Annotated in this window: 10 protein-coding genes; 1 reads left to right on the top strand and 9 read right to left on the bottom strand. The window is 61.6% G+C overall.

What is annotated here, in order from left to right:
- The 6 genes from VFI82_03920 to VFI82_03895 form a co-directional block, all read right to left on the bottom strand.
- Positions 1–546 (bottom strand): PAS domain S-box protein (locus VFI82_03920; GenBank protein HET7183806.1); only part of this gene is annotated, 546 nt, incomplete at its 3' end.
- Between the two features lie 190 nt (positions 547–736).
- Positions 737–4,120 carry a hypothetical protein gene (locus VFI82_03915; GenBank protein ID HET7183805.1) on the bottom strand — a complete coding sequence of 1,128 codons (3,384 nt, stop codon included), beginning with the start codon at positions 4,118–4,120 and terminating at the stop codon, positions 737–739.
- Positions 4,121–4,252: 132 nt separating this feature from the next.
- The gene (locus tag VFI82_03910) at positions 4,253–5,230 is read right to left on the bottom strand and encodes a glycosyltransferase (protein HET7183804.1); all 978 of its coding nucleotides are present in this window, start codon (positions 5,228–5,230) and stop codon (positions 4,253–4,255) included.
- A 2-nt stretch (positions 5,231–5,232) separates the two neighbouring features.
- A complete protein-coding gene (locus tag VFI82_03905) occupies positions 5,233–6,255 on the bottom strand; it encodes a glycosyltransferase (protein ID HET7183803.1) in 1,023 nt (340 codons plus the stop codon).
- Positions 6,256–6,311: 56 nt separating this feature from the next.
- A complete protein-coding gene (locus VFI82_03900) occupies positions 6,312–7,133 on the bottom strand; it encodes a class I SAM-dependent methyltransferase (protein HET7183802.1) in 822 nt (273 codons plus the stop codon).
- Positions 7,126–8,292, bottom strand: coding sequence for a polysaccharide ABC transporter ATP-binding protein (locus tag VFI82_03895; protein ID HET7183801.1), 1,167 nt, complete (start codon positions 8,290–8,292; stop codon positions 7,126–7,128). Before VFI82_03895 ends, VFI82_03900 begins: the two co-directional genes overlap by 8 nt.
- A gap of 70 nt (positions 8,293–8,362) precedes the next feature.
- On the opposite strand from VFI82_03895, the gene VFI82_03890 reads away from it, so the two are divergent.
- Complete coding sequence (locus tag VFI82_03890) at positions 8,363–9,601, top strand: acyltransferase (protein ID HET7183800.1); 1,239 nt, start codon at positions 8,363–8,365, stop codon at positions 9,599–9,601.
- A gap of 138 nt (positions 9,602–9,739) precedes the next feature.
- Here the strand turns inward: VFI82_03890 and VFI82_03885 are convergent, their stop codons facing one another.
- The 3 genes from VFI82_03885 to asnB all read right to left on the bottom strand — a co-directional run.
- Positions 9,740–10,411: a DUF642 domain-containing protein gene (locus VFI82_03885; protein ID HET7183799.1), complete on the bottom strand. Its 672-nt coding sequence runs from the start codon at positions 10,409–10,411 to the stop codon at positions 9,740–9,742.
- 246 nt (positions 10,412–10,657) lie between these two features.
- Positions 10,658–11,530: an ABC transporter permease gene (locus tag VFI82_03880; protein ID HET7183798.1), complete on the bottom strand. Its 873-nt coding sequence runs from the start codon at positions 11,528–11,530 to the stop codon at positions 10,658–10,660.
- Positions 11,512–14,637 (bottom strand): asparagine synthase (glutamine-hydrolyzing) (gene asnB / locus VFI82_03875; GenBank protein HET7183797.1); only part of this gene is annotated, 3,126 nt, incomplete at its 5' end. The genes VFI82_03880 and asnB, both read right to left, overlap by 19 nt.

Genomic DNA, 14,637 nt, shown 5'->3' with positions numbered 1-14,637 from the left:
TCCGCCCTCCCGGAATGGCAGCAAGCTGAGCTGCACTTCGATGGCTTCGCCCCGCCGGTTGCGGCGCAGCGTCTCCCGGTCGAGCACGGCTCCGCCCGCCTCTACTGAATCGAGGCACGACTCCAGCTCCGCCTCCTTGTCCAGAGGCACCGACGGCAGCCGGTTTCCGATCACCTCCGCCTTGGAGAATCCGTACAATCGTTCCGCCGCCGCATTCCACTCCAGCACTCGCAGCGAGGGGTCGTAGAGTGCGACCGCGTCCGGCGAGCACTCCAACAGGCCGCGGTATCGCTCGCGCGAGCGTCGCAGCTCGGCTTCCGTGATCCGCCGCTGCCGCAGCACGAACCATGCCGCCCACGATGCGAGTAGCAGCGACGACGCAATCCCACGGCTGATGTACAGGTAATGCAGCGAAACGTAGTTCAGGTCGCGGAAGTAGTGGTTCTCCACCAGCTCCCAGAACGCGAAGACCAGCGCGATGATGCTGATGCTGGACAGCGCCAGCGTCGCCCAGAACCATCGCCGTCCGTGTTCGCTGTCCCGCATGGCAAGCGCGGGTTCCTGGCCCGCGAAATGGCGGACGCGCACACGCCCGCACCCGAACCGATGTTCGTTCGGCGGAAGCACATGGGTCAGTGATACAGGTCACCCTCGGGTGTGAGGCGAGCACCGCCCGCCGCCTCCCCGCTCCCGGGGAGGAGCGGGAAAGCGGGGAAAAGCCTTTTGCGATACGGGGTTACTGTCCCGACGTCGGCGCCGAACCGCCTTTCAGTTCGATAGGATTGCCGGCGAACAGCGTGTTGGCGCCCTTTTCCAGGGCCAGCTTGTTGAAGGCAGCCACGTCGGTCCGCAGCAATTCGTTGAACTCGGCCACGTACACGTCGAGTTCCTTCCTGACCGCGTTCACGTCTTCCATCACCATCGGCGTAGGCGCCTGGTTGTATGGTTGAGACACCGACCGGTAGGCGCTTTGCAGGCGATCGTGCATGCGCGCCAGGTTGTGAAGCCGGGCCACTGGATCGTTCACCCCGGCTACGTTGAACACCTTCTCCTCCACCGTGTTCAGCTTGCGCTGCAGCGCGCGCGCTTGCGCCAGCACGGGCTGGTAGGACGCGTTCTGCACGCCGCTGTTCTCCGCCTCCGGCCCCAACAGCCGCTGCACGGTGGCAATCTGCGATTTCAAGCTGTCCATTCGGTTGATGGACTCATTCATCGCGTTCAGCCAGGCGCGCAGTTCCAGGGCTTGCCGCAGCTGCGCCCGGCCTGCTTCCATGTCGAACGGCATGCGCGGATCGGCCACGACGGCGACGCTGGTGTTCTCCGTTTTGCCCGCCGCCGTCACCGCTACTTTGTAGTCGCCCGGCAGCGCCGCTGGTCCCCCCGGATTGAAAAACTCGTTCTCTTCATCGGGTGGCTTCGCCGAGTTCAGCCGTTTTTCCGCGTCGTACCGCATGTTCCAAGTAACCCGGTTCAGGCCCGCCTTGCCCGGTCCATACAGCGTACGCACGACCTGGCCGCCGGGATCGGTGACCACGATCTTCACCGGCCCGCGACGCTCGCCGCGGCCTTCGCCGGCCGGCTGCTCTTCTCGCTCCGGGCCGGCCTCCTGTGCCCGCACCGCTTCGGCGCCTTGCGGAGCCGCGGCCGTTTCCTGTTGTTGCGCGCGCGGTTGTCCAGAGCCGGCTTGCGTGGGCTGCGCCCCGGCCTGCTCCGCGGCGGGTTCGATGGCCTTCGCCAGGTAATACGAAATCACTGCTCCCAGCGGCGGGTTCGGCGCCGAGAAGTCTCCCCGCGCGCTGAATCCGTGCTTCTCCCCTGCCCACGTGCGCCATCTCACACCCGGCTGCGAGGAATAAAGATGGAAGTCCTGCGCCAGCGCCTGCGGCGAGCTTTCCTCGAGCGGGGTAATGTCGTCGAGCACGAACAGCCCGCGTCCATGGCTGGCCACGATCAGGTCGTGCCCATCCTTGTGGAACTTCAGGTCGTAGATCGGCGCCGTCGGAAAGTTTCCCTTCATTGCCGTCCAGTGTTCGCCCTCGTCGTAGGAGTAGAACAATCCGGTGTCGGTGCCCAGCGCCAGCATGCCTTTCTGGTTGGGATTTTCGCGCACCACGCGCGCCGGATCATTGCCCGGCAGGCCGTTCGTGATCGATGTCCAGGTCCTCCCGAAATCGTGCGTCTTGAAGACGAAGGGGTGATTGTTCTCGACTTCGTGATAATCGAATGCGACGTAGGCTGTGCCGGCGGCGAAGGGCGACACCTCGATCTGCTGCACGCGTCCCCACTCCGGGATCCGTGCCGGCGTGACGTTGGCCCAGCTCTTGCCTCCGTCCCGCGTTACCTGCACCAGTCCATCGTCGGTGCCGGCCCAGATCACGTTCGCATCGCTGGGCGAGATCGCCATCGACAGGATTGTGTCGAACGTCTCGGCGCCGCTCATGTCCAGTTCCACCGGCCCGCCGCTGGGCAGCTGTTTCGACTTGTCGTTTCGCGTCAGGTCGGGGCTGATCGGCGTCCAAGTCTTGCCCGCGTCCGTTGATTTCAACAGCACGTTGCCGCCCAGGTAGACGGTCTTCCAGTCGTTCGGCGCCACCGCAATCGGCGAGGTCCAGTTGAAACGATATTTCAGGTCTTTCGGCGCCAGATCGGTAACGCCCTGCAGGTACGGCCGCACGAAATCCGAAGTGCCAGTGGTGATATTCATGCGCGTGATCGAGCCGTTCTGCGAGTCGGCATAAATAATGTTCGACTTCCCGCCCGCCGGAACGATGTACTCGCCATCGCCGCCCACCGCCGTCCACCAGTCAGCGCCCACGATGCCTCCGCGCGTCAGGCTGTTCGACGGACCGCACCAGCCGTTGTTGTCCTGGAGACCGCCGCACAGCAGGTATGGACGATTGTCGTCATAGGCGACCATGTAGAACTGCTCGATGGGAAGGTTGTTGAGGTATCGCCAGTTCTTGCCGCCATCGGTGGAAAGGTAAGCGCCGCCGTCATTGCCGTTGATCATGCGGCTGGCGTCTTTGGGGTCAATCCAGAACGCGTGATGATCGACGTGGACAGTGCGCCCGATGACCTGCGCCGTCTTGCCCCCATCGTGCGACTCCAGCATCTGGTACGACAGAAAATAAATGTGGTTCTCGTTGTCCGGGGCAACGTGCAGCGTGGTGAAGTAAAAGCCGCGGTAGACATAGCGCATGTCGGAGCTCGCCAGCTTCCAGTGCTCGCCCAGGTCGGTCGTCTCCCACAGGGTTCCCTTCTTGGCTTCGATCAGCGCATAGACGTGATTGCCGTTGGACGGCGCCACCGATAGCCCGATGCGCCCCAGCATCCCCTTCGGCAACCCCTCGCTCAATTTCTTCCACGTGCCGCCGCCGTCGGTCGAACGGTAGATTCCGCTGCTCTCGCCGCCGCTGACCAGCATCCAAGGATGACGCACGAACTCCCACATGCCGGCAAACAGGACCATCGGGTTCGAAGGGTCCATCACCAGGTCGCTCACGCCGGTCGTATCCCCTACGTACAAAACTTTTTGCCACGTCTTTCCGCCATCGGTAGTGCGAAACACGCCGCGCTCCGGGTTCGGGCCCCACACGTGCCCCAGCACTCCCACGTAAACGATGTCCGGATTCGTCGGGTGCACGATGACTTGCGAGATCTGCCCGGCGCTCTCCAGCCCCATGAACTTCCAGCTCGCGCCACCATCCGGGGAGAGGTACACGCCTTTGCCGGTCACCACGTCATTGCGCGGATTCGATTCCCCTGTCCCTACCCACACCAGGTTGGGATTGGACGGCGCCAACGCAATCGCGCCGATGGAAGCCGTCGGCTGCTTCTCGAATACCGCCTTCCACGTCAAGCCGGCGTCGGTCGTCTTCCACACTCCTCCTGCCGCCGCGCCCACGTAATAGACATTGGGATTGCCGGGAATCCCTGCTACCGCCGCGACGCGGCCGCCCCCGGCCGCCGGACCAAGATTGCGAAACTTCCAGTTCTCGAAAAGATCCGGCGTCTTGCTCTCGGCAGCCGCGGTGGAGGACTGCGCCAGCGCAATCGGCAGGCAGACGATCAGCGCCAGGAAAAGAATGAAAACCTTCTTCATCGAGCAAAGGACTGTCATAGGGGTTGCTCCTGCGGGAACTCGGTGGACCGCAAACCGCCAAGCCTAGCGCAAAATTTCGCGCCCGTCACCAGCTAGCGGGTGGGTTGGTATTTCTCGGCGACAAACAGCTTCGAAGCGCGGAACGGGCAATCAATGACTGAGCCACTTTGGTTCCCACGCCATGTGCTCTGCCAGTTCGGGACTGTATTTCCTGGGCATCTGGTAGAGGCGTCGATTTGCGGTCAGCAACCACCACAGGGCCGAACGGCCCAGCCGCGATTGCCGGCGCAGAAGCTTGTACCCGGACAGGTCTCCATGCAGGGAGAGGCGGAAGGCATAATGTGCGTCCTGTACGCCGCGCGCCCAGGAATCGTAGCGCTCGACGTACTCCTGGCGAAGCGACAGACGCCGGCGGAGCCGCTGTTGTATCTGCTCTCCCTCCTCAATGGAATCCAGGTAGGCGCGGTGCTTGCGGCTGAACTGCCCCTGGTGTTGGCGGAGCAGCAGCAGCGGCTCGTAGATGCAGCAAATGGGATAGCGCGCGGAAATTCGTTCGATCAGGTCGAAATCGCCTGCGTAGCGGTAGCCTTCATCGAAACCCCCCAGTTTCCGCAAAACGTCGCGTCGCAATGTCATGTTGGCGATGTTCCCGGTCAGGCTGCCGTGGAAGAACATGATCTCGGCGGCCCAATCGCTGGGAATCAGCCTGGCCTCTTTCACCTGCGGCCGGCGCAGGCAAACGCGTCCCCGGTCGTCGATCACGTGGTAGTAGCAATAGCCCATGCCCCAGCCGTCGAAGCGCGAGAAGTATGCCGTCTCACGCTCCAGGCAATTCGGCTCCATGACGTCGTCTTGCGACCACAACCGGATTCGGTCGCAGCGCGCCGCGGCAAGCGCGCGATTCAATGTCGGGAACAGCCCCAGATTCTTCTCGTTGGCGAAGCGTACGATGCGCGGATCGGAGAAACTGGCCGCAATTTCGCGGCTTTCGTCGCCGGAGCCGTCGTCCCACACGATGAACTCGAATGCCCGCTCGGTTTGCGCCAGCACCGACGCCATTGATTCCCGCAGGTACTTGGCCCCGTTGTGCACCGGGAGTACCACCGAAAGGACGGGTTGCGAGGTCATGTTCATTGGCCGGTCGCGAGAGTTCGACGCCTGCTCTCCTCTACGCGCGCGCGCGTATGCCTCATCAGGAATTCTTTTTCGTTTTGCTTTTCGCGGTGCAGGTGGATCGTCCGCATCGCCCGCAGCGGATGTCGCGCCGAATACGCCATGAAGAATAGCCAGTCGTTGAAGCCGGCGAAGCGCAGCAATCGCCGGCACTCGGGGAAGAACAAGGCGGCGTAAAACAGCATGTGGCTGCTGCCTCGTTCCCGGCCCGGATTGGATACCTGCGACCAGGTTTTGCGCAGCGCCTCGTCGCCGGGATTCGTGCAGGCGAGCAGGCTGCCCGCCTGCAGCGCGCCCGACAAGGTTCCAATCGCCGGGTCCGCGGTCCGCGACGTGCCCAGCGTGAGCGCGAAATTTCCCAGCCGCTCCGGAACGAACATCACGGGAAAGGGAAACATGCGCTCCCGGTAGCCTTCCGTGGCCGCGAAATCGGTGGTCGGCGGAACGCAGCAGTTCTGCAGGGCCGCCGAGCGCGCCACCATCGCTCCCACCGAGTGCAAGCCGTTCAACAGATGCGTCGGCTGCGGCCACCCGAATATCTGCGGCTCCGCCCGCTCCGGCGTTTCCCAGATGTTGCGTCCCGTGTCTGCCCAGGTGCCATCCGCTTGCTCCCGCCAATAACGCTGGTTGCCCCAGGCTACCGATACCTCCGGATGACGTTGCATCTCGGCCAGCAGCCGCTCCAGCAACCGCGGCTCCCACCAGTTATCGTCCTCCAGCACGCTGAAGTAGGGCTCGCTGATCGGCTTAAAAAATCCGTTGAACGAGCGCGTGGGGCCGTAGTTGACCTCGTGCGTTACCGCCGTGACCCTGGAGTCTCCGGTGCGGCGCACCAGGTCTTCCGGGAACGGATCTGCCGGATCGTCGTTGTGCAGTTCGCAGACCCAGTCGCGGAAGGTCTGGTTGAGCAGGCTATTCAGCGCCCGAGGAAGCAACTGGTGCCGGCGATACGTAGTCAGGTACACGCGAACCACGGCCATCCCCGACTACCTCTCCGAGCCGATCAGGCCCGACGACCCTGTCACCAGCATGGTCTTCATGATTGCGCCGCGCCTGGATTGCGCCAGACTCCCCACCATGTGCCGCTGACATGCTGGATTTCGTAACCGTTCATTCGTAATTTCATGCACCCCATGTAGCTTCCCCACAGGTGCCCTCTCATCGATGGATGTGTGTCATGGAGGAGCACGATTCCTTGCCGCCTCATATACGGCGCAACCTTGTGAAAATCATTGATCACGTGCCTCGGATCGTGGCATGCATCCACAATCGCCAGGTCAGCCACCGGTTCGCTCAGGTATTTCGACAAATCCAGGTTCAGTGTGTCGCAGTAGATCTGCTCGACCTGGCTTGAGAATCCCTGGCGGCGATACACGCTCCCGATCTCTTCGCGAGTGAGGGCGTGGGTGATCAGCGTGCCGGTGATCTGCTCCGGCAGCGCATTGACCGTGTACACCCGCGCTTCCGGGCACACCCGGCAGATATTCGCCACCGTGTTGCCATAGGAAGTTCCCAGTTCCACCACGATGCGGGGTTGCTGCGCCTTCACGATACTCATCAGCGCTGAAAAGTCGTCATGCCTGCCGGCGCAAAACGGAGGCAACAGAATGCGGTCCAGGATGGCCTCGCTTCGGCAATCCGCCACGGAAGCAAGCGACGACAACTGCACTGCAGGCAGGCGGTAAGCCCGTTGCATCAGACGGCCGCGATTACGCAACAGGCCTTCGCGAGCCCAGTCGTAGGGATTCGCCCGCAACGCTGCAAAAGAAGTCAGCCACGGCTGCATCATGGCAGCCGCCCGCGAAAACAGTGTCCCGCCGGGTTCCGCCGTTTCGTTGGCCGCTTCAATCCTAGTCATGACTGGCTGCGTGCTCGGCTCGTCTCTCTTGCAGCGGGGTCGCCTTCAATCCCACGGTGCCGAACCAGTGGTCGATTTTGTGGCCTCCATACACGGGAGTTTCGACCACGTCGAATCGGAACAGGGTCGGCACAAATTCGTATTTGTGTTCCTCGCTGTCCCGGAATTGCACCTCCAGGTTGTAGGTTCCGGCAAGCAACGGGAAATCGTCGATCACGAATCCCAGTTCGATGCTCTCACCGGCCTCCACCGGAGGAAACGTCTTCAGATCGTTGGAGATCACGCCCGCAATCCGGTGATTGTCCAGCCCCTGGAAACAGATGTACAACCCGGGGTCTCTCAACTTCACCTTCGCCGTAAATCCGACCCGCACCTCGACTCGGTCGAAGGTCTTGATCACCGGCCCGGTGAGAGACCGGATTCCGACTTCATGTAACACGCAACTGGGAGTTTCATACTGTCCTCCCCTCATGGTGGCCGAATCCACCGACGAAAGGTATTGGTCGGTGACTTCATCAATATCACCATCCGCGATCAGGTTCCCGCGATCCAGAACGATCCCCCGGTTGCAGATCTGCCGCATCGCCGCCATGTTGTGGCTGACAAACAGGATGGTGCGTCCCGACGAGCCGATGTTCCTGACCCGCTCGAAACACTTCTTCTGGAATTGCGCGTCGCCGATCGCCAGCACTTCGTCCACCAGCAGAATCTCAGCTGTCAGATGGACGGCGACGGCGAATGCCAGCCGCACGTACATGCCGCTGGAATAACGCTTGACCGGCGTGTCGAGAAATTTCTCGACCTCCGCGAAATCCACGATCGCGTCGAACTTCCGCTCGATTTCCGCTTTGCGCATGCCCAGGATGGCCCCGGTCAGGAAGATGTTTTCCCGACCCGATAACTCGTGGTGAAAACCCGTGCCTACCTCCAGCAACGAGCCCACCCGTCCTCTCACTTGGGCATGGCCTTCGGTCGGTTCGGTGATCCGCGACAGCAGTTTCAAAGCTGTGCTTTTCCCCGCCCCGTTGCGGCCTATGAGCCCCACCACTTCGCCGTGCTTGATCTCAAACGAGACATTTCGCAAAGCCCAGATCGTTCCGCGATCGGCAGATTGGAAAGAGTCTCCGTTTCGATGAAAGCGTGAGGTGAGACGCCCCATCAGCGCTTCCCGGAGAGAATTCGTGGGACGTGCGCCCAGTCGGTAGCGCTTTCCGAGCGACTCGCAGTGAATGGCTACGTTGCCCATTTATGAATGGTGGCGTGGCCGCATTATATCCGACGTCAGACCGCCGCTTTCCCAACCCTACGTGAGCCGCCTCAAGGTTGTAAATGCGCGCCGAGTTGCTTCATCAGGTTCATCGCGAATTCCCTCGCGGCCGGATTGCGCCCGCGGTTTTCCGCCGGGCTATAATCCGCCCATCTTCATGCAGCGTCGTCTCGGCACCATTGATGCACTACGGGGATTGGCTGCATTTTCCGTCGCCTGGTTCCACTTCACCAACGGCGGACCGCTCCTCGCCGACGGAGTCCTCAAGTCGAGCGGGCATTATGGGTGGGTCGGCGTCGAGATGTTTTTTGTCATCTCCGGCTTCATCATCCCCTATTCTCTGTACCGGGCCGACTATCGAGGCGGCGATTTCAGCCGCTTTCTCCTCAAGCGTATTACCCGCCTCGATCCGCCTTACATCGCCGATATCCTTCTCATCATCGCCATTTCGTACCTCGTGCCCTTCGCACCCGGATTTCGCGGCGAGTGGCCCCACTACACCGCGACCCAATTGCTCTGTCATCTCGGCTACGTCAACTCGATTGTCGGCAGGCCCTGGGTCAACGTTGTGTTTTGGAGTCTCGGCATTGAGTTTCAGTATTACCTGCTGATTGGGGTGCTGTTTCCGCTGCTGGTCGACCGCAGAGGTTCGGTTCGCTTCGGATTTTTATTCGCCCTCATCCTGCTGGCCATCCTGATCCGCCGATCCACGCTGGTCTTTGTCTGGTTCCCCCTGTTTGTCTCCGGCATCCTGACATTCCAGCGCAAGGCGGAACTGATCTCGACGAAGACGATGCTTGGCGGCCTGTTGGTGACAGGAACCGTATGCTGGCTTGTCAATGGCCACTTAGTGTCGATCGTCGTGATCGCCACCGCCCTGGTCATAGCCTTCGTCGAGATTCCTTCCTCGCGCCTGACCGACCTCGGCTTGATCAGTTACTCGATGTACTTGCTGCACGTCCCGATTGGCGGAAAGATTGTGAACCTGGGAGCTCGCTGGGCGCATACCTTGCCGGCGCAGTTGCTGGTGCTCGCTGCTGCCGTCGCCGGAACCATCGGCGCCTCCTGGGTCTTCTACCGCTTCATCGAACTGCCCTCGCAACGGCTTTCGTCCTCGGTTCGCTACCGCGGCCGCCGCGCTCAACAGGTAAGCGAGCCGGCAGTGCTGGTTGCCGCCGTCGGCCAAGTAGAAAGCGCATAGTTTTTTCCGGTTTGCCAGCAACGGCAGCGACCATGCCATTGCGCGCCTGCTCTCGGGCGCAGGGAAAAAAGAAAGGCAGCTTTCGCCGCCTTTCTTTCATCGCAGCCGCATCCCCCATGCAGCCACTAAGCAATTCGCTTAAGACTTCCTTGCCTTGGCCTTCCGTGCGGCCATTCCGGCCACTCCCATCAGACCCGAGCCCAGCAGCAGCATGCTGCCCGGTTCGGGAACAGCGCTCGGCGCGGCCGGGTCTACGACCGAAACGCCGGCGATTGCCGGCCCCCAAGGGCTGTTGGTCAGGCTCGTGAAGGTCAACGCTGTTGGGCTATTGTCGACCTGGATATTGCTGATCGTAATCAGCTGCCATCCCATGTCCTGCGGGGTATTTCCGCCGGCGACCGTGTAGACCCAGGACTGGCTGCCGAAGCTGACCTGCACACTCTTGGATGCCGTGTTGTCTGGGTTACCGGCCAGGTAGAAGCTGATCGTCCAGTAGGATCCGACTGGGACTGTGTTGAGCAGTTGGCTGGTCAAGCCGGTTGCATTGCCGCTGAGGTCGATGGCATTGCCTCCGCTCGGCGCCGCTTGCCACATGCTGCCGCTGACGACATCAATGCTGTCCCCGCCGATAGTCCACCCGGTAAGGTCGGTCGACCCAGCCCATAGCGTCAGGTAACCCCAGGAATTGAACGGCGCCGTCGTCTGGAACGTCCCGTTCTGCACGATGTTGGTGGTGGTATCGGCGTTGGCTACCGACACCAGGGTCGCCAGCGCCACCACCACGCAGCCAATCTGCAAGAGTTTACGCATAAGGTCTTTCCAAGCCTCAGTTGAGTTCGAGTGCCTGCCCTGACAGGAGCAATCCTGGTACCAAATATTCCACCTGTGACCTGTTGCATTCGAAGCTACTTAGAGGCGTGCCAAAATAAGGGTTAAGCGTAGATGCAAATTGTTGCAGCTTGGGAGGGCATTTTCCTAATCCCCCCGCACTACTGCCGACAAACTAGCCCGCGGGGTTGGTTACTTTCGTGGAGGGAACCGAATTGCGGCAAACGCTCACAAAATATCCGCGAAGGTCTTTTCCACGCGCCGAAAATAGTGAAGACCGCCGATCAACAGCAACAGCACCAGACCCACGGAGACCGCCAACATTGCGTTCGGCTTTTCGCCATGCCCGAGCAGCGCCCAGCGGAATCCTTCCACCACCGAGGCCATAGGGTTCACCGCCAGGATCCACCGCCATTGCTGCGGCACCGCCGACGCTGGGTACCCCACCGGCGTGGCCAGCATCCAGAACTGGGTCAAGAATCCCAGCGTGTATTGCACGTCCCGGTAACGAACATTGACCGCCGACAGCCAGATGCCCACGGTCAACGAAGCCACCACTGCGAACAGGACGTACAACGGCAGCAGGAGCGCGTTCATGCCCGGAACGATACGGTAATATGCCATCATTCCCAGCAGCAGAACGAAAGCGATCACAAAATCCAACAGCCCGGCAAGAATCGACGAGATCGGGATCACCAGCCGTGGAAAGAATACTTTGTTGATCAGGTTCTGGCTGCTCACCAGGCTATTGCTCGATTGCGAAAGGCCAAATGCGAAAAGCTGCCACGGCAAGAGGCCGCAGAAGGCAAACACCGGGTACGGCACCGGCACTGGGACTTTTGCCACTTTCCCAAACAGCAGGGTGAAGATCACCATCAGGAACAGCGGCTGCAGCAGCGCCCAAGCTGCCCCCAGGGCTGTCTGCTTGTAGCGTACTTTGATGTCACGCCACGCCAGGAAGTAGAGCAGTTCGCGGTATTCCCAAATCTCGCGCAGGTTCACCGCCGATAGTCCGCGCGACGGCGCAATCACCGCCACGCTCGACGCCGGCGCCTCCGCCGCGATCTCGATTCTCTCTGCGCTCACGCCGGTGGTCGGCACAGGACCTCCTCAAGCCGCTGGCGGAATCTTTGAAACGAAAAATTGGTTTCCAGCCGGTGTAGTCCGGCTTGTCCCATCTTCTGTCGCAACGTCGCGTCTCTGATCAAGGTGACAATGGCCTGTTCCAGGCTGCGTGGGTCTCCCGGTACCGCCAGCAGCCCCGTCTCGCCGTCCATGATCACCTCCGGCACCGCGGCAGCACGTGCCCCGATACAGGGCTTGCCATATTGCATGGCCTCCAGGAACACGATGCCGAATCCCTCCTTGAGACTGGGAAGTACAAACATGTCGCACGCCTGGTAGTACAGCGGCAATTCCTGTTCGGCGACGCGCCCGGTGAATCGGACTTTATCATCGATCCGCAGCTGTGCCGCCAGCCGCTGCAGGCGCGCTTTGCCTGTCCCTTCCCCCACCACTACCAGGAGTGCATTCGGAACCTGTTTGATGACGCCCGGCATCGCTTCCAGGATCAGGTCAATGCGCTTGTAGAACTCGGTGCTGTCCAGACGCGAGACACTCAACAGCATCGGCCCCGGCCCCAGTCCTAGACGGGAGCGAGCATCTCCGGAACTGGTGCCGCCATAAAACGGATCGAGCGTGTCGGGAAACTTGGTAAACGCCAGCCCATTCAGCCGGTTATGCAACCGCATCTCGTCACGCGTGAAATCGCTTACCGCCAGCACTTCGTTCACGCGGCCAACACCCCAACGCTGAAACACCGGAAGCGATTTCCATACTTCAATGCCGTGCGCTACCAGGATGGAATAGATCGAGGGCGCCGCCCGCTTCATGAGCGGCAGGATCGGGCAGAAGTTGACGTGACCGACGATCACGGTGGTGGAGCTCTTGGCGTGCCGCACCGCTGCCGCGGCAAACGCCGCCGTCTTGCGCTCGAATGAGCGACAAGAAACCCGTTCGGGATCGAAATATTGCGACTGGTAGCCGGCGCGGCGACGATCATTCAACACCAGCAGTTCGACCTTCCATCCCTGCGCCGAGGCGATGCCGTCCAGGGCCTTCACCAGCGAACGATTGAATGTCTGGATACCGCCGACGGCATCCAACAGGTCCGTCAGCAGCACCAGCACGTGCTGCTGTCCGCTGCGCGGAGCGCCGCGCTCCGCCGGCGAGCTGTGGTGCGACAACGATGACGCAATTGGTAATTCCAATCCCGGTCCTGCCGCCGGGGCCTCCGTCATCCGCACCTCGATGGGCGCCGCTGCGGTGGCGCGAGAAGCAGCGGCCATCGCCGGCTGTGTTTCCATCACGCGCGACAGCACGGACAAGGCCCATGGCCTCGACCAGTGCACCCCGCCTTGCCGGAACTGTTGCCACAATTCTTCCACCGCCCGGGAGCCGAACAGCCGCCGGTCCTGTACATCCGCCTCCAGTTCTCCCGGATCTTCCCGCAGCCATTCCCCGAAGGGAAAGCTGAACCCTTTTTTCGGCCGATCCCACACCATCCGCGGCAAGTTCTCTCCCAGCGCATTGACCAGCAGCGGCTTGGGACTGCGTCCGCGCAGTCTCTGCGCCGAAGCCACCCCTAGCACATACTCCACCACGGGATGGTCGAGGAACGGCACGCGCACTTCAATGGAGTGCGCCATGCTCATAAAGTCCGTGTCCTTCAGCAACTGGTTCTGCAGGTAATGGTGAAACTCCAGGCTGACCAGCGCATCCACAAAGGCGCCCGGCTGCTGCTTGGGCGAACCCGGGATCCGCACTCCGAGGTCCCGTACTTCGCGCTCGGTAACGCCGAGTAACTCCTGGATCTGCTGCGGCCCGAACAAGCCCCGGAACAGCAGGTACATGTTCTGCTGCGTGGGATTGATCAGGTAAGTCAATTTCTCGCGCCGTCCATAGGGCAGCCCGGCGTTGTACGCCGTCCTCACCATCGGCGTGCGCACGACCTTGGGTATGTGCGACATCAGTTGCGAGGCGCAGCTCAGCATGGCCGCGTGCTTCAGATGCTGATAGCCGAGAAAAATCTCGTCGCCCCCGATTCCCGCGAACACCACCGTCAGCCCGAACGCCTTCGCCGCCTTGGAGACGAAATACGTGTTCACGCCGTCCACGGTGGGCTGATCCATAGCTTTGAAAATTCGCGGCAATTCCTGGAAGAAGTCGCGCCGCGTCAGCCGAACTTCGCCATGTTGCGTGCCGTACTGCCGCGCCACCGCTCGCGCGTAGACCGACTCATCGAATGCGGGCTCGTCAAAAGTGACCGATACGGTTTTAATGGGCCGCTGCCCGGCCAGGCTCGCCAGGGCTACCAGTGACGAGGAATCGATTCCGCCGCTCAGAAAAATTCCCAGCGGAACGTCGCTCACCGAGTGCGCTCGTACAGAGTCGGTAAGCAATGGCAGAATTTCACGTTCCGCATCCTGGGTATCCCGTTCGGAACCGAAGCACTGGTGCAGGTCCCAGTACTTGCGGACGGCCACTTTGCGCCGCTCGCACGACAGCAGGTGGGCCGCGGGCAATGCGTGCAAGTTCCGGATGGTAGTCAATGGCAGCGGTACCGATCCCAACTGCAGGAAGCGCACCATCGCTTCCACGTCGTGCTGCTGCGGCACCAGTCCGCTCGCCATCATCGAACGCACTTCGGAGGCGAACAGCAGGCGCTCGTCGTCCGCGAAGTAATACAGCGGCTTGATCCCGAAGCGGTCTTTGGCAAGCAGCAACCCGGGTGCCTCGCCAGTCCTCAACAGGGCGCAGGCAAACATACCGCGGAGCCTCGGCAGCAGCCCTTCTCCCCACTCCTCGTACCCGTGCAGCAGGACTTCGGTGTCGGAATCGCAGCGGAAACGGTAGCCGCGTTGCTGCAATTCGCAGCGCAGTTCGCGGAAGTTGTAGATTTCTCCGTTGTAGGTGATCCAGGTGCGGCCGTCGGCGCTGCCCATCGGCATGCGCGCCTTTTCCGACAAGTCGATGATGGACAGCCGCCGCGCTCCGAGCACGACCTGGATCCCTGAACCCGCGGACGCATACTGAAAATCGTGGCCCCGCCCGCGCGCCTCCACTTCCCGCCGCAACAGCGGCTCGTTGCCGACGCTGTCGGGATACAAAACCCCCCAATCGTTCGGCCCGCGGTGAACCTCGGCGTC

The sequence above is a fragment of the Terriglobales bacterium genome (genome assembly GCA_035691485.1).
In the GTDB taxonomy this organism is placed as follows: domain Bacteria; phylum Acidobacteriota; class Terriglobia; order Terriglobales; family Acidobacteriaceae; genus JAIQGF01.
Note: the sequence above shows the minus strand (reverse complement) of the source record. Positions and strands in the feature narration are given on the sequence as shown.